This window comes from Undibacterium sp. CCC3.4 (assembly GCF_034347425.1).
GTDB lineage: Bacteria > Pseudomonadota > Gammaproteobacteria > Burkholderiales > Burkholderiaceae_D > Undibacterium.
Genome location: NZ_CP133779.1, coordinates 3,794,222 through 3,817,564, shown reverse-complemented (window position 1 = coordinate 3,817,564; position 23,343 = coordinate 3,794,222). Strand labels below are relative to the sequence as shown.

Genomic DNA, 23,343 nt, shown 5'->3' with positions numbered 1-23,343 from the left:
TGGACAGGTGTCTGGCAGATTGAAGGTGCCGGTGCGCGAGTGGGGCAAGCGGGGAGAAGGCGATGAGGAATTGGCATGAGAAATGTCTACGGTTAACGAGGGGAATGCAAATTGCTGGCTTCGATACAGCGTGCTTGGCTGGCTGGCTGGTTTTTATACTACTGTGCAAGAGTTTGAACTTACTTGCATAAAACAGCTATTTGCAGCGGACCAAAAAACCGCGCAATTTTGTGTGTATAAAATGCAGACGGCGGCGGTGCGCGCCTTATAATGAGCTACCTTTTTCAAACCTATGCGCCATGACCGTGTTTACCCTTTATTCGCGCAGCTATTGCCATCTGTGCGACGACATGCTCGCGCAGTTGCAGACGTATCGCAGCGCGTATGCGTTTACGGTGCAAGTGATCGATGTCGACGGCGATGCCGAATTATTGAATCGATACGATGAGTTGGTGCCCGTGCTGATCGCTGCCAAACCTGGTCAAGCAGCACGCCAAATCTGCCATTATTTTCTCGACACGGTCGCACTCCACAATTTTTTTGCGGCTTGACCGCCTTTTTATCTCATGCAAGATACTTTTGATTTATCTCATTACGCCGGCGAACTGATTTGCGGCGTCGACGAAGCCGGACGTGGCCCCTTGGCTGGCCCGGTGATGGCGGCGGCGGTGATCCTCGATCCGGCCCATCCGATTGCCGGCCTGCGCGACTCGAAAAAACTCAGCGAAGTACGGCGTGCTGCGCTCGCTATCGACATCAAGCAGCATGCGCTGGCTTGGGCGGTGGCGGAATGCAGCGAGCAAGAAATCGACAGCATCAATATTTTGCAGGCCAGTTTGCTGGCCATGCGCCGTGCCGTCGAAGCCTTGGCCATGCAGCCGACGCTGGCGCTGATCGATGGAAATCGTTGTCCCGTGATGGCCGTGCGTTCCGAGGCCATCGTTAAGGGTGACGATAAAGTGGCGGCTATTTCGGCTGCTTCGATACTGGCAAAAACAGCGCGCGACCAGGCCCTGTTGGCCTTGCATGAACAGTATCCGCAGTATGCGTTTGATCAGCACAAGGGTTACCCGACCGCCTTGCATTTGGCGCGTTTGCGCGAGCATGGCGTGTCACCCGTGCATCGCTTGTCTTACGCACCAGTCAAGGCTTTATTAAAATGAAAATCATTACTTCGCGCGACAATCCGGTTTATAAAGAATTAAAATTGTTGGCGACCAGTTCGCAAGCGCGCCGCAAAGCCGGCCGTACACTGCTTGATGGTGTGCATTTGTGCCAAGCTTACGGTCAGCATCTCGGTGCCCCCGCGCTGTGTATCGTCTCCGAAGCGGCGCGCGACGATGTGGAAGTGCAGGCGCTGACAAGGCATTGTCTGGCAAACGCGGTACGATGTTTGTGCTTGCCGGCCGCCTTGTACAACAGCATTTGCCAAGTCGAGAACGGTGTCGGCATCATGTTTGTGATCAGCACGCCGACCCCCTCATTGCCGCCGCAATTGGATCAGAGTGCGGTATTGCTCGATAATTTACAAGATCCCGGTAATCTTGGTTCGATTTTGCGCAGTGCGGCCGCAGCCGGTATCAAAAATGTCTTTTGCAGTCCAGGTACGGCGTTTGCGTGGTCGCCGAAAGTCATGCGTGCCGGGATGGGCGCACATTTCTTACTCAATATATTCGAAAACATCGACTTGGCGGCCTGCTTGGCACAGGCGCGGATTCCGGTGCTGGCCACCAGTTCGCACACCAGCACGACGATTTACGATGTCGACCTGCGTGGCGGTGCCGTGTGGTTGTTCGGTCACGAAGGGCAGGGTGTGGCAGCAGAGTTGATGGCGCTGGCTAGTTGTACAGTGACGATTCCGCAGCAAGCGGCAATTGAATCACTCAATGTCGCCGCCAGTGCAGCAGTGTGCTTTTTTGAACAAGTCAGGCAGCAGCGCACGGTGGGTTTTTCGCAGGCGATTTAAGTTGTTTTGCAGGTCGAAGAGGGGCCAAGCAGCCCCTCGCGGTTCTTATTTGCCTGATGGTGGCAGTAGCAGCCCTCAGTGTTGGTGCGCTCGCTGTACTTGTTGTGCCGCTGGCGCGACGCCGTCGGTCTCGGCACTAAAGTGTGGGAATGCGAGACCACGGTACACTTCCTTTGGCACCAAGACTTGCTCTTGGTGTGCTTGGCGGTCAGCCGCCAGGGTAACGCGCGCCAGTTCTTTGGTGTAGCCGTCTACCTCATTGAGCAGAGCTGACGAGGGCCGGCTTGCTTGACTCTGCAACCAGTTCAGCTTCAGTCGCTCAGCCATTTGAGCTTGGTTTTCTTTTGGCGTGTAAGGGTGGAAAGTGTTGTGCCAGGCATTGCTGGCCTCTTCTCGCTCATCCTGATAGGCAGTTTTCACCGCCACGGCAGACTGAAAGCGCTGTGCGTACGCGAGGACATCAGCGAAGTAGACCAGATACGTCAAGCCCCATGTGACGATGCTGCTGGTGCGCTCTTGCTGTTCTTTTTGCTTCTGCCGATTTTCGTGTGCTAATTCTAAGGTGTCATGCAGCAGCTCCTGTAGCTCGCGGGGGCATTTGTCCTTCAAGGTGTGCTTGGCTTTTCTATCCACGTTTTGCAATTCAGGGATGCAGGCGGCGCGCTCTTTGATTTCGTTGAGTGCTGTCAGCCATGGTTGTAGCAAGCGCAGACACTGGCCGGCATTGAGCGACTCGTGCGACATCGTCAAGATCAGCAGATCGAGCATGCTGATGGCACTGGCCTCGAGTAGCGGGGTCAAGGTGCTGAGCTTTTGCGCTGCTGCGGCTGCTGCGTTGGATTTGTTTTTTTGGAATGATAGATGTTGTGGGTATATCTGGTTTTTTAATTCTGAGACCAAGGCACGACAGGCGTTGGCGGCAGCGGCGCTGAGCCTCGGTGGCGTATCGAGATTTGTGCGTGGCGCCAGATTGAAAAGCATATCGACTTGTTGGCAAAATCTAGCGATTTTTTCGTGCTGCTCTCGGCCCGCCTGTTCGGCATCAAGGGCCGGACGCAAGGAATACAGCGCGCTCTCGATCCAGCCCGCTTGCTTGGGACGTTCCAAGCTGTTGAGCAGGGCACGCGCCGGGTCATCGCTCGGCAATGCCCGCAGCGCCGCTGCGGCATCGGTAAGACGTTTCAGCAAAGTCTTATCCTGAGGATTCAGAAGTTGTGGCGTAGAATTTTCCACGCGATCTTCTTCGGGTTTGTCAGTCAGTATAGGCACGGCAGTGGCCAGCAGTTGCTCAGCCAAGTAGGCGGCGCGCCGTTCCCCCGACATGGGTTCTTGCGAGTTGTGCTGAGCTGATTTGCTCAAATCGAATGGTTTGATTGTTGAGTTGAAGGGCGCTGTCGTAACATGCGGAATGAGTATACAGGGTGTGCAGTTGCCAGCGCTCGCCGCTGGCTTGGCCTGTTCTTCCACGAAAACATGGCCATCCTTGCGAGTCGCAATTTGTGTCGTAGCATCCCAATTGCCGGCTGTGGGAACGGATGGCAGTAATGCTACATGATGCATTTCTTGCAAGCGCGATAGGGTAGCGTTGCCGCGGGGCGTGTGGACTACAGGTGTATCCACGTGAGTGGGGCGGAGAAGGGGAAAAGTAATAGGTGGCATAATAAACCTCTGGCGTTGAACAAGGGAAGGCAAGCTGACTGGCTTCGATTGAGCTTGCTTGACTGGTTTTTATACTAATGCGCAAGAGATTGTATGAACTTGCAAAAAACCGCCATTTGCCGTCTGCCGATTACACCTGAATCCGACAGACTACCGGGCGACCGCTCGCGATTGTGCCACAAGCGGCGATTCAATGAGGCCATGTCGGCCCCAGAGTCGCCGCCTGCTTTTTTGTACAATTCAGGTAACCGACAGGGATCAGTAAATCTTTGGATCTGATTTAATTTCCTGCAAAACCGTGGTGGCGATTTCTTCGATTGATTTGGTGGTCGATGAGAGCCAGCGCACCCCCTCGCGTTTCATCATTGCTTCGGCTTCATTGACTTCGTAACGGCAGTTTTCCAAAGACGCATATTTACTGCCGGGACGCCGCTCATTGCGAATTTCCGATAAACGTTCCGGTGCGATGCTCAGACCAAACATCTTGGCGCGGAATTGCGGCAGCGCCGATGGCAAAATACCACGCTCAAAATCATCGGGGATCAAGGGGTAATTCGCCGCCTTGATTCCGTATTGCATGGCCAGATACAGGCTGGTCGGCGTTTTTCCTGAGCGCGATACGCCGACCAAGATCACGTCGGCGGTCGCCAGATTCTTATTCGATTGCCCGTCATCGTGGGCGAGTGAGAAATTGATCGCCTCGATACGATTTTTATACTCTTCTGAATCGGCAATATTGTGGCTGCGTCCTACCGTGTGGGTCGATTTGACTCCCAACTCTTGCTCCAGGGGAGCGACGAAGGTTTGAATCAAATCCATGTGCAAGCCCTTGGATTTGAATACCACATCGGCCAATTCGGCCTTTACCAGTGTAGAAAAGACAATGGGACGACTGCCATCGCTGGCAAAGGCATCATTGATGCGGCGCACGGCGTCGTGGGCCTTTTCTACGGTGTCGATGAAGGGCACGCGAATTTGCCGAAATTTCAGGTCAAATTGGGTCAGTACCGAGTGGCCGAAGGTTTCCGCCGTGATGCCAGTGCCATCGGAAACAAAAAAAACGGTACGGTTGGCTTCCGGTAATGCTTGGGTTTCTGGCATATTGTTGATCTGTAGGTAAGGAAAAATAAGTGAAAAATATTTACATATCGATGTAACAAAAAAGATAGCAAATTCTTTTGCTGCTTAGGTAAATAGTGCAAGACACAATGTAAAATGCTGCAACAGCAGTTCATGCGTCACCTGCAACAAGAATAACAAAAAAAATGCTGGATACGAAGCAACACCGCATTGAATAGCAAAGATTTCTTACCATCATAAAGAGGTTGTTATGTCCAACGCAGCAATTACTGAAGCAACTTACGTTGCCTCGTTTGAGCATCTACGAATGACGGATGTGGAGTCCGTCGGCGGAAAAAATGCTTCTCTCGGCGAAATGATCAGTCAACTCGCCAATGCCGGAGTCCGGGTACCGGGTGGTTTTGCCACTACCGCTCAGGCTTTCCGTGATTTTCTTGCACACAGCGAAAATGGCGGCTTGCCATTGGCTCAGCGTATCGCCGATCGTCTGGTCGACCTCAATATCGACGATGTCAAAGAATTGGCACGTGCCGGCGCTGAAATTCGTCAATGGATCATAGAAACGCCATTTCAGCCGCGTCTGCAGCAAGAAATCGAGGCGTTTTACGTCAAATTGGTGGCAGATTCGACAGCAGAAATGTCGTTTGCCGTTCGTTCTTCGGCAACCGCAGAAGATTTGCCGGATGCGTCATTTGCTGGTCAGCAAGAATCTTTCCTGAACGTAGTGGGTATCGAGAATGTGCTCGAAGCCATGAAGCACGTGTTTGCTTCACTCTACAATGACCGCGCAATTTCTTATCGCGTGCACAAGGGTTTCACCCACGCCGAAGTCGCCCTGTCTGCCGGTGTGCAACGCATGGTGCGCTCCGATCTCGGTGCTGCCGGCGTGATGTTTACCATCGATACCGAATCGGGCTTCAAGGATGTGGTTTTCATCACTTCCAGTTATGGTCTGGGCGAAACCGTGGTGCAGGGTGCTGTCAATCCTGACGAATTCTATGTCCACAAGCCAATGTTGGAACTGGGTAAATTGCCTGTGATCCGTCGCAATATCGGTTCGAAACTGATTAAAATGGAATTTACCGGCGAAGCCAAAGCCGGTCGTTCGGTGAAAACCGTCGATGTACCGGTGGAAATGCGCAATCGCTATTCGCTCAATGATACCGAAATCGTCGAATTGGCCAAATATGCCGTCATCATCGAGAAGCATTATGGCCGTGCCATGGATATCGAATGGGGTAAGGATGGTCGCGATGGCAAGTTGTATATCTTGCAAGCGCGCCCGGAAACTGTCAAATCGCAACAAAAAGCCACCGATGCGCAATTGCGCTTCAAACTTAAAGGCAGTGGTACCGTGATCACTTCTGGTCGTGCCATCGGTCAAAAGATCGGTGCTGGCCGTGTGCGTGTGATTCATGATCCCTCAGAAATGGAACGTGTTCAACCCGGTGACGTCTTGGTTGCCGATATGACAGACCCGAACTGGGAACCGGTCATGAAACGCGCCGCTGCCATTGTGACCAATCGTGGCGGCCGTACTTGTCACGCAGCAATTATTGCGCGTGAACTGGGCGTGCCAGCCGTAGTTGGTTGCGGTAATGCAACTGATTTGCTGAAGGATGGTACTTTGGTCACGGTTTCCTGTGCCGAAGGCGATGAAGGTAAAATTTACGATGGCTTGCTGGAAACCGAAGTCACCGAAGAATTGCGCGGAGAATTGCCGAAATTGCCGTTGAAGATCATGCTCAACGTCGGCAATCCACAACTTGCCTTCGATTTTCAATCGGTACCGAATGACGGTGTTGGCTTGGCGCGCTTGGAATTCATCATCAATAACAATATCGGCGTCCATCCTAAGGCGATTCTCGAATATCCGAACATTGATCCGGATCTCAAGAAAGCCGTTGAATCGGTTGCGCGTGGCCATGCTTCACCGCGCGCCTTCTATGTCGACAAATTGGCTGAAGGCATCGCCACCATCGCAGCTGCTTTCTGGCCTAAAAAAGTCATCGTGCGCTTGTCCGACTTCAAATCCAATGAGTACAAAAAACTCATAGGCGGTTCACGGTATGAACCCGATGAAGAAAACCCAATGCTGGGTTTCCGCGGTGCGGCGCGTTACCTGGCAGCTGATTTTGCTGAATCCTTCGAGATGGAATGCTTGGCAATGAAGCGCGTGCGCAATGACATGGGTTTGACCAATGTGGAAATCATGGTGCCGTTCGTGCGTACCTTGGGTCAAGCTGAAAAAGTCGTCAATTTGCTGGCCAAAAACGGTTTGCAGCGCGGTGAAAACGGTTTGCGCTTGATCATGATGTGCGAAGTGCCATCGAATGCTATTTTGGCTGAAGAATTCTTGGAATTCTTTGATGGCTTCTCCATCGGTTCCAACGATTTGACCCAGCTCACCCTCGGTCTCGACCGCGATTCCGGTATGGAATTGCTGGCTGCCGATTTTGATGAACGCGATCCGGCCGTCTGTGCCTTGTTGTCCAAGGTCATCGCCGCATGTCGCAAACTCAATAAATATGTCGGTATTTGCGGTCAAGGCCCATCGGATCACCCGGATTTCGCGGAATGGTTGATGAAGCAAGGGATAGAGTCGATTTCACTCAATCCTGACTCGGTCATCGATACTTGGCAGAAACTGGCGGCGGTGAGCAAATAAGCTTGTAAGCTTGCTGTAATGAGGGATGCATCTAAGAAACGCGACAACGAAGCCCATCGTTGCCGCGTTTTTTTTCCGCTTAACGGTCGCTGCAAGTGGCTGGAATAGGGCTACACTGAGAGGGCTTCGGCAGGGCGGATGGCGCTTCCTCAGATATAGTGTGTAAATGCAGTGCCGATTACCGATGTCAATCATGTTTTGATAATGCAATATGTATTTGCGAAAACATACAACTAATAACTAATAGGATGGAACGCAAATGACCCCGTGGATGATCTGGGCGACGCTCGCCGTATTGCTGGTGATAGTAGAATTATTTACCAGCACTTTTTACTTGCTGATGATTGCGTTTGGTTTTGTTGCCGGGACCGTGGCCGCCTTCGTCGGCATGTCATTGCCCTGGCAATTATTGGTGGCGGCCGCAGTGGGCAGTATCGCCACCATTGCCTTGCATAAGAGTCGCTACGGTTGGAAAGGCAATGCTGATGCCAGCAGCGATCCGAATGTGAATATGGATATAGGGCAAAGTTTGCAGATATCCGAGTGGCGCGATGCCGGACACGGCACTTATCTGGCGCGTGCCATGTACCGCGGCGCGCAGTGGGATGTGGAATTGCGCCATACACGGCCAGACCCCGGTTTGTACACGATAGAGCAAGTGCAGGGCAGCCGCTTGATTGTCAGGCCGGCTTAATCCAGGGAAGCGCACGAAGTATTATTTTTTTAAATAACAACAGGTGGAATTATGGAAAATTTAGGCAGCGTAGCCGTTCTTATCTTGATTTTGGCTATCGTATTTGTAGTGAAAACAATTAATGTTGTGCCTCAACAGCATGCTTGGGTGGTTGAGCGGCTTGGCAAATATCACAGCACACTCGGGCCCGGACTCAACATCGTCGTTCCTTTCATCGATAGAGTTGCCTATAAGCATATATTGAAAGAAATTCCACTCGATGTGCCACCACAGGTATGTATTACCCGTGACAATACGCAACTACAAGTCGATGGTATTTTGTACTTCCAAATCACCGATGCCATGCGCGCCTCGTATGGCTCGTCGAACTATATCGCTGCCATTACCCAGTTGGCGCAGACTACCTTGCGTTCAGTAATCGGTAAGATGGAGCTCGACAAAACCTTTGAAGAGCGTGATCACATCAACACAACCATCGTCAACGCCATCGATGAATCGGCGGCGAACTGGGGTGTCAAAGTGTTGCGTTATGAAATCAAAGATTTGACGCCACCGAAAGAAATTTTGCATGCGATGCAGGCGCAAATCACCGCCGAGCGAGAAAAACGCGCCTTGATCGCTGCTTCCGAGGGCCGCAAACAAGAGCAAATCAATATTGCTACCGGCGAGCGCGAAGCCTCGATCGCCAAGTCCGAAGGTGAAATGCAAGCGTCGATCAACCGTGCCCATGGTCAGGCTGCCGCCATCTTGTCGATTGCCGAAGCCAGCGCTGAAGCGATCCGTAAAACGGCTGCAGCTATGCAAGAGCCGGGTGGTGCGGATGCCGCGAATCTGAAAGTAGCCGAGCAATACGTGGCCGCTTTCGGTAATTTGGCCAAGACCAATAACTCCATCATCATCCCAGCCAATCTTGGCGACATGGGTGGTTTGATTGCCACGGCCATGCAAGTCGTCAAATCACAGAAAGTCGCCACTACCGAACTGCCACGTCGTCCGGTCTGAGGCTGATTGCCTGAACAATTTAATGGATCGTCGCAAGCGACGATGGAAAAGACTCTGGAAGGGGTTTGCATCCCCTCTCATCGCGTCGCTCCTTCGTCGCTCACCGGCCAAAAGAGGCTGTCGCAAAAGCCTGATGGAAGCTTTTTTACACATGAAACACCGCATACCGCGTCATTCCCGCATGCTTTTGGCGGGAACCTAGTGTCGTTTTCAGCGCTGAAAACAATATAATATCTGGCATTTTCAGTTAACCACGAACGCCGCTGGGTTCCTGCCAAAAGCGCGCAGGAATGACGTGGCCACCAGTTAGGGTAATGATACCGACTCAATACCCTTTTGCGACAGCCTCTGAAGGCCGGGATTTCAAACCCTAGTCAGATTTTTGTTAAAAAAGCGCGGATTAAAATCCGCGCTTTTTTAACGACCGCCCATGGCGGCGGTACCAAACAAGGCTTTTTGATCGCGTGGTTGCGAACGCCAGTATTGCGGCGGAGCATCGACGCTGGCACCGAGTGCCGCCGCCGCTTGCCAAGGCCAGTGTGGGTTGTAGAGAATCGCCCGGGCGATGGCGACCATGTCGGCTTGTCCATTGGCGATAATGGCTTCGGCATGGCTGGCCTCGGTAATCAAGCCGACCGCAATCACCGGCATGCGGCAAGCCGCTTTGATGGCAGCCGCAAAATCGACTTGGTAACCGGCTTGCAGCGGAATTTTTTGCTGCGGTGATAAACCGCCACTCGATACATGAATGAATGCACAAGCGAGTTCTTGCAAAGCTTGTGCAAATACTATGCTTTGCTCCACATCCCAAGCGCCTTCCACCCAGTCACTGGCAGAAATACGTATGCCGAGCGGGTAATCGGCCGGCAGTGCCGCTTTCATCGCTGCAAACACTTCCAAGGGAAAGCGCAAGCGATTTTCTAAGCTGCCACCATATTCGTCGCTGCGCTGGTTCGATAGCGGCGATAAAAATTGATGCAGCAAATAGCCATGGGCTGCGTGTAATTCGATGGCATCGATGCCAAGAGCCTGTGCGCGCACAGCGGCGACGACGAAGGCTTGTTTTACTTCCAGCATATCGGCTTGCGTCAGTGCGCGTGGCGGGGTTTCTTGCGCGCCGTGCGGCAAGGCAGACGGCGCTACAGTTTCCCATCCGCCGTCCGCTGCGGCGATCAACTGACCACCCTGCCAAGGTATCTGACTTGAGGCTTTGCGCCCGGCATGAGCCAGTTGTATCGCTATCGGCATGGCCGAATAGCGCCGCAACGAAGCCAATAGCGGAGCCAGCGCTGCCGCGTTGTCTTCCGACCAGATACCGACGTCGCGCGGCGAGATACGGCCGCGCGCTTCGACTGCCGTTGCTTCGATGATAAGTAAGCCGGCACCCGATTGTGCCAGACTGCCGAGGTGCATCAAATGCCAGTCGCTGACGTTGCCGTCATGGGCAGAGTATTGGCACATCGGTGCGATCACGATGCGGTTCTTTAAATTCAGGGGGCCGAGGCGAATAGGGGAGAATAGAGCGCTCATGCTGGTCTTTCAGGTAAGGGAAGGAATGCGCATGATCATAAACGATATTCGCCAAACCGATCGGCGCACTATTTTGACGTCGCGCCAAGCTTCGATACGGCGGTGCCAAAATGGTCGAAATTTGAAAGTGGTGGATAGGACTGTTGTGAGAAATTAGTATTTCCTGATGACAACTCATCCTAGCCTTTTGTGCGAGTTTGCTATGCCCAGCCCTCTTTCTTCCAGCGCGGCCACCTCCCCGCTACACCACGCCAGCCGCTTGCTAGCCGCTATCGATCATACTATGCAGCAACTCAGGCATGCCAGTAATGTATCGGCAGCTGTTTCGCCTTCTGCTGATCCAGCGCCGACGCTCGACATTGTGATTGATCTCAATGGCAATCTATCTCCTCGGCTAGTGGAGGCGCGTCCAGCCAGCTTGCCACCACAGCAGGTGGCATTACATGAGTTATATTTGAGTTTTGCCGTCAGGCCGCAAAATTTGACGCAATTCCAGACCCTGATGCAGCGTATCGCTGCGGTCTGTGCGCCGGCGCTGGCAGAAGACTTGGGGGAGCTGGCGCGGTATGATTTTGCTCGCAATGTGCTGATGTTGAACGAGGCGCTGACGCCCGAATTGTGCCGCGATGCGCTGAATGAATATACCTTGGCGGCGCAACCATTTTCTTCGATCTTGCTACAATTGCGTCGCAACTATGCCTACCTGCTCGCCCGTGAGGTGGCCCTTCCTGTGGCTGCCGAATCGGGGGCACTCAGGCGCGCCGAAGCGGATATAGCGAGCTTGACGGATCTCAATGTTGGCTTGCGCAGCCCGATTATTGCCGATGTGCTCGATACCGCGCGTCAGACCGTGCGCCAGCAGCGCTTGATGTTGATTCTTCATTTGAGTCAGATGTCGTCGCCAGCCGATGCTGGGCCAGCACGGACTCGATACAGACTTGTGCAGTCATACGAAGTGCTGAAATGGTTGCGCTCGACTGCGCAAACCGAGCAACAGCAGCAATCCTGGCATGCGCGTGTGGTCGAATTTTCCGAAGGGGCCAGGTTGGCCTACCCTGATTTTTCCGAGCATTTTCCAGAGCGTTATTGAAGCGGCTGACCAGTCGGCGATGGAGCAAACAGACGCGATTACTTTTGACAGGGCGTTTGCTTTGCCGTACTATGCATATGCATCTTTGCATATACATAGAGAAAGCCGCCCAAGATGCACAGCTTATGCACTTGTTCCAAGCTACGCCAACTTACCCGCAAGGTCACGGCGATTTATGATCATTACTTGGCCAGCCAAGAAGTGAGCATAGGGCAATACGCCTTGCTGGCTAAAATAGGTCGGATCGGACCGATCGGGGTGATTCCCTTGGCCCAGTTACTCGACATGGACCGTAGCACTCTCAGTCGCAATCTGAAACCCTTGATCGCCATCGGCTGGATTGCCACCGTTGACCTGCCGCTGGCGCAATTAGTGAGCAAGCGTTCATTCGGCGTCGTCTTGACCGCTACGGGTGAGAGCAAACGCGCCGCGTGCGAACCGCGCTGGCATGCCGCCCAAGCCCATATTATTGCGCTCATGGGTGAAGCCCAACACTTGCAATTGGCCGAGGTAATCGGTAGCGCCAATAGCCAACTCGATGCCTTTACCGGAATTGTCCATGAATAAACTACGGCTGGCCATCGCGGCACGCACTCGCTTCAGCTATGCTTGGATTGTGGTGGCAACGGTCTTTCTGGTCTTGCTCGCGGCCGCCGGTATCCGCGCCACACCAGCGGTGATGATTTTGCCACTGGAGCATGAATTCGGCTGGAGTCGCACGACGATTTCCTTCGTCATCTCGGTCAATATTGCGCTTTATGGTTTGGTCGGGCCGTTTTCTGCCGCCTTCATGCAGCGCTATGGCATACGGCCGATGGTGCTCGGTGCCATCAGTCTGTTGGCGCTCGGCACACTCTTGAGTACCTTCATGACTTTGCCTTGGCATATGATGCTGGCTTGGGGTGTGGTGGTCGGTGCTGCCAGCGGCGTGGTCGCCAATACCTTGGCAGCGACGATCGTTGGGCGCTGGTTTGAGACGCGCCGCGGTTTGGCGATGGGTTTGCTGACTGCCAGTGCGGCAACCGGACAGATGGTATTTTTACCGCTGATGGCGTATGTGGTTGGGCAATACGGCTGGCGTCCGGTGGCCTTGATGGTAGCCGCGGTGGCGGCGACGGCGATTCCTGTGGTCGCCTTGCTGTTGCCGGAGCGTCCGCAGGATCTCGGTTTGCAGCGCTATGGACAGAGCGAAGAGTTGCCGCCTGATGTAATCAGCAAGGCTAATCCATTTGCGATTGCGATCAATTCCCTGAAGCAAGCAGTCAAAGTCCGCGATTTCTGGCTGCTGTTTTTCAGTTTCTTTGTCTGTGGCATGAGTACCAATGGTTACATCGGCTCGCATTTCATTGCCATGTGCAGCGACTATGGCATTTTAGCCGTCGGTGGCGCGGCAATTTTGGCCAGTATGGGCATACTCGATTTAGTCGGCACCACGCTGTCGGGCTGGTTGTCGGATCGGTATAATCCACGCGTATTGTTGTTCTGGTATTACGGCTTGCGTGGTGTGGCTTTGATTTTTCTGCCGCAAGCTTTCGGTTTGAGTTATTTCGGTTTGCCGATATTCGCTATTATTTACGGCTTGGATTGGATCGCTACTGTGCCACCGACTGTGCGTCTGGCCAATGATGTATTCGGCCGCGCGGCAGCACCGATCGTGTTTGGTTGGGTTGTTGTTGGGCACCAATTGGGCGCAGCCAGCGCCACCATGCTGGCTGGGTTCATGCGTAACAGTTTGGGTAGTTACACGCTGTCATCGATGTTGATGGGGGCCGCTTGTCTGATCGCCGCCGTCATGGTCTTGCGTATTGATGGCAAACAGTGGGCAGCAATAAGCCCAGCACCAGCAACATAATGTTTTTGCAGTACCCTTTGCCACTGCGCCGCACTGGCATCAATTTATCTCACCTAGAAAGGTTTTCATGAGCGATTTAATTCAGGCATTGAAATGGCGCTACGCCACCAAAAAGATGAACCCGGCCAAGGCTGTTCCCGAGGAAAAATTGGCACGTATTCTTGAAGCCATACGTCTGACTGCCACTTCCAGCGGCTTGCAGCCGTATGAAGTCATCGTCGTCACCAATGCCGAGGTGCGTGAGCGTATTAAACCGATCGCTTGGAACCAAGCGCAGATCACCGATGCCTCGCATGTGCTGGTATTTGCTGCATGGGATAATTACACGGCCGAACGCATCAATCACATGTTTGATCTGACCAATGAAGTTCGTGGTTTCAAAAATGAAGGTTGGGAAAATTATCGCGCCATGCTGTTGGCAAATTATCCAACACGTGACGCCGAAGTGAACTACCAACATGCTGCCCGTCAAGCGTATATCGGTCTCGGTACCGCGCTCATCGCCGCCGCCGCGGAAGAAGTCGATTCGACGCCAATGGAAGGCTTCGACCCGGCTGCGCTCGATGAAATTTTGAATTTGCGTGCACGTGGCTTGCGCAGTGTCGTGATACTGCCTTTGGGCTATCGCGAAGAAGATAAGGATTGGTTGGTGAGCTTGAAAAAAGTGCGTCGTGAAAATCCGGAATTTATTTCTGAAGTGAAGTAATTTCGCACGATACATTAAAAAAAGCTGCCAATTTTCGCTGGCAGCTTTTTTTTTGCAAGGCGCGGTGCCGAATTAACTGACCGCTTCCAAATACTCTTGTTGCTCAAGCCAATCGGCTTCGGTACTGTTGAGCTCTTTCACCAAATAGGCTTGGTCGAGCAGCAGTGCCTTGAGTTTTTCTTTGTTTTCATCGTTGTAAATGCTGCTCTCTTCGAGTGCGATGGCCAGCGCTTGTTTTTTTGCATTGAGCTTGGCTAACTCTTCTTCCAAACGTTTGATGCGTGTTTCTATCGGCTTGCGTGCTGCAGCCAAACGCTGACGTTCGTCGGCGTCACGCTTGCGTTGTTCTTTGTCATCGACTTTGGCAACAGGAATCGTCTTCGCCAGCGGCAGGCTGTCTTCCTTGGCCTTGCTTTTTGGCGGCAGCGCTGGCGTCGCGTCTTTTTGCAATTTGTTTTTGAACAGCCAATCTTTATAATCGTCGAGATCGCCGTCAAATGGCATCAGCTTGCCATCGGCGACGATGATGAATTCATCAGTGGTGGCGCGCAGCAAATGGCGATCATGCGAGACCACCACCAAGGTACCTTCAAACTGTGCCAGCGCATCGGTCAGTGCTTCGCGCGTTTCGAGATCGAGATGGTTGGTCGGCTCATCAAGCAGCAGCAGGTTAGGGCGTTGCCAGACGATCATCGCCAGTGCCAGACGGGCTTTTTCGCCACCGGAGAAGGGCGCGATCGGGCTCGTTACCATGGTGCCAGGGAAGTTGAAGCCGCCGAGGAAATTGCGCAGTTCTTGTTCGCGCACATTCGGTGCGATATGCGCCAAATGCCACAAAGGCGATTCATTATGGCGCAGCATTTCTACCTGGTGCTGGGCAAAGTAACCGATCGACAAGCCTTTGCCGGTCTGCATCACGCCTGACAGCGGGGCGATGTCGCCGACGATGGTTTTGATCAAGGTCGATTTGCCGGCGCCATTGACACCCAAGAGACCGATACGTTGGCCGATTTGCAGCGAAAATTTAACATCGCCAACGATGCGGCGTTCAGTGAAACTGTGATCGGTGGCCGATTCGACCCGATAGCCGCAATCGACATCTTCCATCACCAGCATAGGATTGGGGGCGCTCAGCGGTTCGCGGAACTCGAAAGAAAATTCGGCAGCGGCCCGCAGCGGGGCCAACTCTTCCATGCGTGCCAAGGCTTTGATACGGCTTTGCGCTTGCTTGGCTTTCGAGGCTTTGGCGGCGAAACGGCTGATGAACGATTCCAAATGGGCGCGTTTGCGGTTTTGCTTTTCTATCGTGCCGGCGGCCAGTATCAGTTGCGCAGCACGTTGGCGTTCGAAGGCGGAATAATTGCCGGAATAGCGTTTGAGCTTGCGTTCATCGATGTGGACGATGACATTGGTGACGCCATCGAGGAAGTCGCGATCATGGGAAACGATGATCAGGGTGCCGGCATAGCGTTTGAGCCAGTCTTCCAGCCAGATGATGGCATCGAGATCGAGATGGTTGGTGGGTTCATCGAGCAGCAAGAGATCAGATTTGCACATCAGCGCTTGCGCCAGATTCAGGCGCATGCGCCAACCGCCGGAGAAGCTGGCGATAGGACGGTCGATATGGTCGAGCTGAAAGCCCAAACCTATCAATAATTGTTCGGCGCGCGAACGTACCGTGTAAGCGTCGGCATCGGCCAAGTGGCCATACAGCTCGCCGATGGCGATGCCGTTTTCATAAGTTTCTTCTTGCGCTTCGAGTGCCGTCAATTCAGCTTCGAGGCGGCGCAGGGTGACGTCGCCATCGATGGCGTAATCGATGGCCGAGCGATCGAGCGCCGGGGTTTCTTGGGCCACATGGGCGAGTTGCCACTTGGCTGGGAATTCTATGCTGCCTTGATCCGGATGCAATTCGCCGCGCAACATTGCGAACAGACTGGATTTACCGGCACCATTGGAGCCGATCAAGCCGATTTTATCGCCAGGATTGAGGGTGACATCGACGCTGTCGAATAAAGGCTTGATGCCACGGGCGAGGACGACTTGTTGCAAACGTATCATATGAGCTTAAAAAAAGAGGGTGGCAGGGCGGCGCATTTGCTGCGGTGGCCCACCGTGAATCGGTAGCATGAAAATAAAAAACGGGCAAAGCATGCGTTTGCCCGTTGTACTACAATTTTACAGCTTATGCGCGGAACGCGGCTAATTGGCTTGCTTCGACTAGAAAAACCATGTCGTCACCGGCGCTGGTAGAGAGCCAAGTCAGGTTTAATTCGGGGAAGGCGGCTTCGGCAAACGCGCGTTCGTTGCCGATTTCCACCATCAGATAGCCATTTGGCGTCAGACGCTCGGCCGCCCCGGCGACGATGCGTCGCACTAAGTCCATCCCATCCTCGCCACCGGCCAGCGCAATCTGCGGCTCGTGTAAGTATTCTTTTGGCAATTTCCCCATCGAATTGGTATTCACGTAGGGTGGATTGGTGATGATCAGATCGTATTTTTTGTCTGGTACATTGGTGTACAGGTCAGACGCGATCAAGCTGATGCGGTCTGCAAGTTCATAGGTGGCGACATTGCGCCGTGCCACTGCCAGCGCATCTTCGGAAATATCGACGGTGTCGACATGGGCATGGGCAAACATATCGGCCAACATAATCGGCAGACAGCCGGAGCCAGTACACAGTTCGAGAATGTTGTTGATGTCATCGGGGTCGCTGACCCAAGGCGAGAAATGCTCAGGGATCAGTTCGGCGATGAACGAGCGCGGCACGATGACGCGTTCGTCGACGTAAAAGTTATAGCTGCCCAGCCAAGCTTCGTTAGTAATGTAGGCGGCCGGTACGCGATCCGAAGCGCGTCGTTCAATTACGCGCAAGACGGCGTCGATTTCTTGGTTCAGCAGTCTGGCATCGAAAAACGGCTCGATTTTATCGAGTGGCAGTTTCAGCGTGTGCAGAATCAGGTAGGCGGCTTCGTCGAGCGCATTCGCGCTGCCATGACCGAAAAATAGTTTTTCTTCGGTAAACCGGGTCACCGCATAGCGCAGTAAATCGCGCGGGGTTTGGAAAGTCGTTGCAGGGGTCGTCATGTCGGGCTTAGTTAAGTAAATTTTCCAAAGTGCGGCGGTAAATGTTTTTGAGCGGGTCGATATAACGCAATTCGATGTGCTCATCAATTTTGTGAATACTGGCGTTGGGTGGGCCGAATTCCACTACTTGCGGGCAGATTTTGGCGATGAAGCGACCATCTGAGGTGCCGCCCGTTGTCGACAAGGTGGTCGTCACGCCGGTTTCGGCTGCAATCGCGGCGGCCAAGGCGTCGCTGAGGGCACCTTTAGGCGTGAGGAAAGCCTGACCGCCTATGGTCCACGCCAGATCGTGTTTGACACCATGTGCATTCAACAGCGCAACCACGCGCTGTTGCAGGCTTTCGGCTGTGCTGGCGGTGCAAAAACGGAAATTGAAATCGACCACGGCTTGCCCTGGAATGACATTCGAGGCACCGGTGCCGGCGTGGATGTTGGAGACTTGAAATGAGGTCGGCAAGTAGTATTGGTTGCCTTCATCCCAGACTTCGGTCGTTAACGCCGCCAAGGCCGGTGCCAGCGCATGAATCGGATTGTCGGCCAGTTGCGGATAGGCGATATGTCCTTGTATCCCGTGCACGGTCAGTTTGCCCGACATGGTACCGCGGCGGCCGTTTTTGATGGTGTCGCCCAGTACATCGACCGAAGTCGGTTCGCCGACGATGCAATAGTCGGGCAACTCGCCGCGCGCCTTGAGGCGTTCGCACACCACCACCGTGCCGTCGATGGCCGGGCCTTCTTCATCACTGGTGATGAGAAAGGCGATGGAGCCACGGTGTTCCGGTTGTGCGGCGATGAATTCTTCGCACGCGACCACGAAGGCAGCGATCGAGGTTTTCATATCGGCTGCACCACGGCCGAATAACTTGCCATCTCTATGGGTAGGGGTAAATGGTGCCGATTGCCATTGCGCCAGCGGACCGGTCGGTACCACGTCCGTATGGCCGGCAAACACCACCAAGGGGGCCGTGCTGCCGCGCCGCGCCCATAAATTGGTGACCTCGCCGGAAACAATGGTTTCACACACGAAGCCCAAGGGTTCCAATAAGGCGATCAAATTGCGTTGGCAACCTTGGTCCAGCGGGGTGACGGAGTCGAGGGCGATTAATTGCTCGGTCAGAGCGAGGGTTTTACTCATGATGGTGTTCCAAAAATACCGGCGAATTGCGCTGCAGAGTAGCCCACCGAGACATGTTGGCTGCCTGTCTTGTCGGACATGTCGAGCAAAGGCCGTTTAATCAGTGTTGGCTGGCTGCTGATGAGCGCGATCGCCGTAACCGGGTCAGCGGCGGCGGTTTTTTGTTCGGGCGTCAGGGCGCGCCAAGTCGTGCCTTTTTTATTGATCAGCAGCTCAAGCGGCACAAATTTCAGCCAACTGGCGATGTCGGCCGCGGCTGGCGGGCTTTTTTTCAGGTCGTGAAACACCACCTCGATGTCGTGCTCGGTCAGCCAAGCGCGCGATTTTCTGACGGTGTCACAATTAGGGATGCCGTACAAATGTATGGGCGCGATGTCAGTGTGCTTACTCGTCATGGTTAAAGATTTAAAGTGAATTCGGTAAATGAGGCTTCTTCTTTCAGATCCGGTTCCGCCACTGGCAGTGGTGCCAAACTGCTAGCCGCTTCATTATTGAGCAGCCACAGCAGGTTGTTGGCCGAGTCGGCGTTGGCCAAGCCTTCTTCTTTCGTGATCAAGCCATCTTTGATCAAATTCATCAAAGCGCGTTCGAAGGTTTGTGATCCTGGCGATAAACTCTTTTCTATCGCTTCCTTGATCTGAAAAATATCGCCTTGTTCGATCAATTCCGATACATACCGCGTGTTGAGCATGATTTCGATCGCTGGACAACGCTTGCCATCGATGGAACGGATCAGACGCTGAGAAACGATGGCGCGTATCGACGAAGACAAATCCAACAGCAAGGCAGTCCGATTTTCCATAGGGAAAAAGCTGATGATACGGTTGAGTGCTTGGTAACTATTATTCGCATGCAAGGTTGCCAACACCAGATGCCCTGATTGGGCGTAGGCGATGGCGGCCATCATGGTCTCGAGATCGCGGATTTCACCGATGAGTATGCAGTCTGGCGCTTGGCGCAGCGAATTTTTCAGTGCTGTTTTCAAACTCTCGGAATCGCTGCCGATTTCGCGTTGATTAACAATTGATTTCTTGCTGCGGAACAGGTACTCGATCGGGTCTTCCAGCGTCAAGATATGGCCGGTGCGCACCTCGTTGCGATGGTCGAGCATGGAGGCGATGGTGGTTGATTTACCCGAACCGGTCGCGCCGACCACCAAGATCAGGCCGCGCTTTTCCATGATCAGTTCAGACATGATAGGCGGCAAGTTCAAGGTACTGAGCTTGGGAATATCGCCGGGCACGAAGCGAAACACTGCCGAAATTGTGCCGCGTTGGCGAAATGCCGACAAACGGAAGCGCCCGATGCCGGGCGCGCCGATGCCGATGTTGAGCTCATTTTCGCGTTCTAATACTTCCAGATGCTCAGGCGAAACTACTTCGCTCAGCAAGGAAAAAATATTCGCCTGATCCATTCTTTGTTGATTGATCGGCAAAAGATTGCCGTTAATCTTAAGATGGACAGGCGAATTTGTGGCGAAAAACATATCGGATGCGTGTTTTTCTTTCATTAACTGAAACAAACGTTCCATTGCCGCCATCATCGTTCCTTGCGCCCACGTGGGGCAATGAGTAAAAGTATCCGCGTATTACAAGGTGAGCGACTTATACGCCGCGCAGCAATTCATTGATACTGGTTTTGGAGCGCGTCTGCGCATCCACGCGTTTCACGATGACGGCGCAGTACAAGCTGTGGCTGCCATCGGCCGACGGCAAATTACCCGACACCACCACCGAGCCGGAAGGGATGCGGCCATAGCTGACTTCGCCAGTGGCGCGATCATAAATTTTGGTCGATTGGCCGATATACACACCCATGGAAATCACCGAGTTTTCTTCGACGATGACACCTTCGACGATTTCCGAGCGCGCACCGATGAAGCAATTGTCTTCGATGATGGTCGGGTTGGCTTGCATCGGTTCAAGAACGCCACCAATGCCGACGCCGCCGGACAAATGTACATTTTTGCCAATCTGTGCGCAAGAACCGACGGTCGCCCAGGTATCAACCATCGCGCCTTCATCGACATACGCACCGATGTTGACATACGAAGGCATGAGCACAACGTTTTTAGCGATGAAACTGCCGCGACGTGCGACGGCCGGTGGCACCACGCGGAAACCGCCGGCAGCGAAGTCGGCCGCGGTGTAATTGGCAAACTTGCTTGGCACTTTATCGAAAAATTGCATATGCTCGCCGGACGGCATGCAAATATTTTCTTCCAAGCGGAACGACAGCAGCACGGCTTTCTTGATCCATTGATTGACGTGCCAACTGCCGTCTATCTTCTGCGCTACGCGCAGCGTGCCATTATCGAGACCGGTCAGAACCTGTGCCACGGCAGCGCGGATGTCGGCTGGTGCTGCTTTTGGCGTCAACTCGGCACGTTGTTCCCAAGCTTGGTCAATGATTTGCTCTAATTGTTGTGTCATGATAATTTTTTCGAAAAATGTTAAAAATAAAAGCCTTGCTGCGGCGCCGGAATGGCACCAGTTGTTTATTCGCTTGTCAAACCTTTGCAAAACGCAACAATACGCTGCGCCGCCTCCAAGCACTCGGCGGTATCGGCCACCAGTGCCATACGGATGCGCTTGCTGCCCGGATTGATGCCATGCGCCTCGCGCGCCAAGTAACTGCCTGGTAAAACCGTGACGTGATATTGCTGATACAGGCGGCGCGCGAACTCGGTATCGCTGATGCCGCCCAATCCATCCACCTTAGCCCACAGATAAAACGCGGCATCAGGCAAATTGACTTCGAGCACATCTTGCAGCAGCGGCGTGATTTGCGCAAATTTTTGGATATATTTTTCACGATTTTCAATCACATGCGTTTCATCATTCCAAGCTGCGACCGAAGCGGCTTGTATCACCGGGCTCATGGCGCTGCCGTGGTAAGTCCGATAGAGCAAGAAATTCTTGATGATTTCGGCGTCGCCAGCGACAAATCCCGAGCGCATGCCAGGCACATTCGAGCGTTTCGACAAACTCGACAGGGTAATCAAACGCCGGTAATCGTCGCGCCCGAGCAGGCGCGCGGCTTCAAGGCTGCCGAGCGGGGCTTCGGCTTTGAAATAAATTTCCGAATAACATTCGTCGGCTGCGATCACGAAACCATAGCGATCGGACAAAGCAAACAATTCTTTCCAGTCGTTGAGCTTGAGTACCGCACCGGTGGGATTGCCAGGTGAGCAAATGAACAATAATTGCACCCGCTGCCAGATATGCTCGGGAATGCTGCTGTAATCAGGGGCAAAATTACGCTGCGGATCGGCATTGGCGAAATACGGTTCAGCCCCGGCCAAGTAGGCTGCACCTTCATAAATTTGGTAAAACGGATTGGGACACAGCACCAACGGCGCAGTATTGCCGGCTTGTTCGGTATTGACGATGGTCTGAGCCAAGGCAAACAAGGCTTCGCGCGAGCCGTTAACGGGTAAAATTTGTGTCGCCGGATCCAGTGCCGGAATCGCGTAGCGGCGCGCCAACCACTGTGAAATCGCGCTACGCAAAGCTTCCGAGCCGGCCGTCGAGGGATAGCTGGCCAAGCCACCGAGATGGTCGCGCAGCGCTTGTTTGATCAATTCCGGCGTCGGGTGCTTCGGTTCGCCCAGCCCGAGGCTGATCGGGCTGTACGCCGGATTAGGAGTAAGATCGGCGAAGAGTTGCTTGAGCTTTTCAAACGGATAGGGCTGCAATTTGGCAAGGTGTGGATGGAAAGTCATCTTTTAGTCTGGTAAGCGTCGCAGGCGCAGCGAAAAAATTGGCAAGACGCAGCTTCTGCGCCTACCATAGGATCAAAATATAGATTGCCAATCGAGACCGCGCCCACAGCGGTCGACTGACAGTCCCGTATTATAAGCTGATGTAGCGGGTGAGTCATTGCTGCCAGTGCAAGGAATTGGTCCCAATGCATCTTTTATTCCAAGCTTAAGGTAAAATCCGGCTGAGCTTGATACAAAAACGCACACAGCTTTACATGTGGGTGCTAGGCACGATTTGTCATATCAATTAGACTGCGCCACTTGTGTGGCATTTGAACTGAGAAAACCAATGAAAAAAAGTAAACTGAGCTTGTTGACTGCCTGTGCCGCCGGCGCACTGTTGCTGGTCGCATGTGGTGGCAGCTCTACCAATACCGTGATCGGTGGCACGGTGACCGGTTTAGCCAGTGGTACGACGGTCAAGTTATATAATAATCTGACCAATTCGGCCGTAATCAGCAGCAACGGCGGGTTTTCGTTTTCGCAAACCTTGCAGCCCGCTCAAACCTATAGTGTGACGGTTGGGGTTCAGCCGGTTGGCCAAATTTGCAGTGTCCTCAGCGGTGTCGGCGTCGTTCCTACTGGTGGCGCAACGATCACGAGCATCACGGTCAGTTGCACAACAACGATCAACAGCACCGACATCGTGCTCGGTAATATTTCCGGGCTCAGCGCCGGCAGTTCCGTGACCTTGCTCAATAATGGCAAAGATACCGTCACCGTCGGTGCCAATGGTGGCTTCGCGTTTCCGAGTGCCGTAGCGGCCGGCCTGCCTTACAGCGTGAGTATCTCGACTGCCAGCCCGGGCTTGAACTGCGTGCTCAGCAATGCCAGCGGCACCATGCCGGCGACGGGTTCGATCACACCAGTCAACGTCGCCTGTTAATTTTTTTACCAGTTCTTGGTGTGTCACCGTCATCGCGGTGGCACACTTTTTCTTTTTCAGGGTAAAAAGCGTGTTTTTTTACCATTTCTGAAGCTTCTGTTCACCGTAAAGACCAAAATTTCACCCGTCAAATGATATGATGCAAGGATACTGGCTTCCCTGAGCCCCTGCCGGTGCTCGCAGCCTTAATACTGCGAGACAGCCGGATTTGACTGCAAAAGATA

22 protein-coding genes are annotated in these 23,343 nt (G+C 53.4%); 12 read left to right on the top strand and 10 right to left on the bottom strand.

Annotation, left to right across the window (positions count from 1 at the left end):
• The first annotated feature begins 82 nt into the window (after positions 1 to 82).
• From RHM61_RS17080 to RHM61_RS17065, 4 genes are read left to right on the top strand one after another with little or no spacing between them, the layout of a single operon-like run.
• Entirely contained in the window at positions 83 to 271 is a 189-nt protein-coding gene (locus RHM61_RS17080; protein WP_322248488.1) for a hypothetical protein, read from the top strand.
• Positions 272 to 299: 28 nt separating this feature from the next.
• The gene (locus RHM61_RS17075) at positions 300 to 551 is read left to right on the top strand and encodes a glutaredoxin family protein (RefSeq protein WP_322248487.1); all 252 of its coding nucleotides are present in this window, start codon (positions 300 to 302) and stop codon (positions 549 to 551) included.
• Between the two features lie 15 nt (positions 552 to 566).
• Positions 567 to 1,163: a ribonuclease HII gene (gene rnhB, locus RHM61_RS17070; RefSeq protein ID WP_322248486.1), complete on the top strand. Its 597-nt coding sequence runs from the start codon at positions 567 to 569 to the stop codon at positions 1,161 to 1,163.
• Positions 1,160 to 1,966, top strand: coding sequence for an RNA methyltransferase (locus RHM61_RS17065; RefSeq protein ID WP_322248485.1), 807 nt, complete (start codon positions 1,160 to 1,162; stop codon positions 1,964 to 1,966). Before rnhB ends, RHM61_RS17065 begins: the two co-directional genes overlap by 4 nt.
• 75 nt (positions 1,967 to 2,041) lie before the next feature.
• Here RHM61_RS17065 and RHM61_RS17060 read toward each other — a convergent pair whose 3' ends face one another.
• Both RHM61_RS17060 and RHM61_RS17055 read right to left on the bottom strand, forming a co-directional pair.
• On the bottom strand, positions 2,042 to 3,289 hold the full coding sequence (locus RHM61_RS17060) for a hypothetical protein (protein WP_322248484.1): 1,248 nt from the start codon (positions 3,287 to 3,289) through the stop codon (positions 2,042 to 2,044).
• A 594-nt stretch (positions 3,290 to 3,883) separates the two neighbouring features.
• A complete protein-coding gene (locus RHM61_RS17055; protein ID WP_322248483.1) occupies positions 3,884 to 4,726 on the bottom strand; it encodes a pyruvate, water dikinase regulatory protein in 843 nt (280 codons plus the stop codon).
• Positions 4,727 to 4,955: 229 nt separating this feature from the next.
• Here RHM61_RS17055 and ppsA point away from each other — a divergent pair, with 229 nt between their 5' ends.
• The 3 genes from ppsA to RHM61_RS17040 all read left to right on the top strand — a co-directional run bounded on the left by ppsA (position 4,956) and on the right by RHM61_RS17040 (position 9,069).
• A complete protein-coding gene (ppsA, locus tag RHM61_RS17050; RefSeq protein ID WP_322248482.1) occupies positions 4,956 to 7,373 on the top strand; it encodes a phosphoenolpyruvate synthase in 2,418 nt (805 codons plus the stop codon).
• Between the two features lie 259 nt (positions 7,374 to 7,632).
• Positions 7,633 to 8,067: an NfeD family protein gene (locus tag RHM61_RS17045; protein ID WP_322248481.1), complete on the top strand. Its 435-nt coding sequence runs from the start codon at positions 7,633 to 7,635 to the stop codon at positions 8,065 to 8,067.
• Positions 8,068 to 8,118: 51 nt separating this feature from the next.
• Entirely contained in the window at positions 8,119 to 9,069 is a 951-nt protein-coding gene (locus RHM61_RS17040) for a stomatin-like protein (protein WP_322248480.1), read from the top strand.
• A gap of 417 nt (positions 9,070 to 9,486) precedes the next feature.
• On the opposite strand, the gene RHM61_RS17035 is transcribed toward RHM61_RS17040, so the two are convergent.
• Positions 9,487 to 10,599 (bottom strand): NADH:flavin oxidoreductase/NADH oxidase, encoded by a 1,113-nt coding sequence (locus tag RHM61_RS17035; RefSeq protein ID WP_322248479.1) that lies wholly within the window; start codon positions 10,597 to 10,599, stop codon positions 9,487 to 9,489.
• Between the two features lie 202 nt (positions 10,600 to 10,801).
• On the opposite strand from RHM61_RS17035, the gene RHM61_RS17030 reads away from it, so the two are divergent.
• From RHM61_RS17030 to RHM61_RS17015, 4 genes are all read left to right on the top strand, one after another.
• Positions 10,802 to 11,689, top strand: a complete 888-nt coding sequence (locus RHM61_RS17030; RefSeq protein ID WP_322248478.1) for a hypothetical protein — start codon at positions 10,802 to 10,804, stop codon at positions 11,687 to 11,689.
• 114 nt (positions 11,690 to 11,803) lie between these two features.
• On the top strand, positions 11,804 to 12,256 hold the full coding sequence (locus tag RHM61_RS17025; protein ID WP_322248477.1) for a MarR family winged helix-turn-helix transcriptional regulator: 453 nt from the start codon (positions 11,804 to 11,806) through the stop codon (positions 12,254 to 12,256).
• Positions 12,249 to 13,541, top strand: coding sequence for an MFS transporter (locus tag RHM61_RS17020; protein WP_322248476.1), 1,293 nt, complete (start codon positions 12,249 to 12,251; stop codon positions 13,539 to 13,541). The genes RHM61_RS17025 and RHM61_RS17020 overlap by 8 nt, the downstream gene beginning before the upstream one ends.
• A gap of 67 nt (positions 13,542 to 13,608) precedes the next feature.
• The gene (locus RHM61_RS17015) at positions 13,609 to 14,247 is read left to right on the top strand and encodes an NAD(P)H-dependent oxidoreductase (RefSeq protein WP_322248475.1); all 639 of its coding nucleotides are present in this window, start codon (positions 13,609 to 13,611) and stop codon (positions 14,245 to 14,247) included.
• Between the two features lie 72 nt (positions 14,248 to 14,319).
• On the opposite strand, the gene RHM61_RS17010 is transcribed toward RHM61_RS17015, so the two are convergent.
• The 7 genes from RHM61_RS17010 to dapC all read right to left on the bottom strand — a co-directional run bounded on the left by RHM61_RS17010 (position 14,320) and on the right by dapC (position 22,194).
• On the bottom strand, positions 14,320 to 16,308 hold the full coding sequence (locus tag RHM61_RS17010; protein WP_322248474.1) for an ATP-binding cassette domain-containing protein: 1,989 nt from the start codon (positions 16,306 to 16,308) through the stop codon (positions 14,320 to 14,322).
• A gap of 124 nt (positions 16,309 to 16,432) precedes the next feature.
• Entirely contained in the window at positions 16,433 to 17,335 is a 903-nt protein-coding gene (prmB, locus tag RHM61_RS17005) for a 50S ribosomal protein L3 N(5)-glutamine methyltransferase (protein WP_322248473.1), read from the bottom strand.
• Between the two features lie 7 nt (positions 17,336 to 17,342).
• Positions 17,343 to 18,470 (bottom strand): succinyl-diaminopimelate desuccinylase, encoded by a 1,128-nt coding sequence (gene dapE / locus RHM61_RS17000; RefSeq protein WP_322248472.1) that lies wholly within the window; start codon positions 18,468 to 18,470, stop codon positions 17,343 to 17,345.
• Positions 18,467 to 18,865 carry a Spx/MgsR family RNA polymerase-binding regulatory protein gene (locus tag RHM61_RS16995; RefSeq protein ID WP_322248471.1) on the bottom strand — a complete coding sequence of 133 codons (399 nt, stop codon included), beginning with the start codon at positions 18,863 to 18,865 and terminating at the stop codon, positions 18,467 to 18,469. Before RHM61_RS16995 ends, dapE begins: the two co-directional genes overlap by 4 nt.
• Positions 18,866 to 18,867: 2 nt before the next feature.
• The gene (locus RHM61_RS16990; RefSeq protein WP_322248470.1) at positions 18,868 to 20,010 is read right to left on the bottom strand and encodes a PilT/PilU family type 4a pilus ATPase; all 1,143 of its coding nucleotides are present in this window, start codon (positions 20,008 to 20,010) and stop codon (positions 18,868 to 18,870) included.
• A 64-nt stretch (positions 20,011 to 20,074) separates the two neighbouring features.
• A complete protein-coding gene (gene dapD, locus RHM61_RS16985; protein WP_322248469.1) occupies positions 20,075 to 20,902 on the bottom strand; it encodes a 2,3,4,5-tetrahydropyridine-2,6-dicarboxylate N-succinyltransferase in 828 nt (275 codons plus the stop codon).
• Between the two features lie 65 nt (positions 20,903 to 20,967).
• On the bottom strand, positions 20,968 to 22,194 hold the full coding sequence (gene dapC, locus RHM61_RS16980) for a succinyldiaminopimelate transaminase (RefSeq protein ID WP_322248468.1): 1,227 nt from the start codon (positions 22,192 to 22,194) through the stop codon (positions 20,968 to 20,970).
• Between the two features lie 328 nt (positions 22,195 to 22,522).
• On the opposite strand from dapC, the gene RHM61_RS16975 reads away from it, so the two are divergent.
• Positions 22,523 to 23,119, top strand: a complete 597-nt coding sequence (locus RHM61_RS16975; RefSeq protein WP_322248467.1) for a hypothetical protein — start codon at positions 22,523 to 22,525, stop codon at positions 23,117 to 23,119.
• The last annotated feature ends 224 nt before the right edge of the window (positions 23,120 to 23,343 follow it).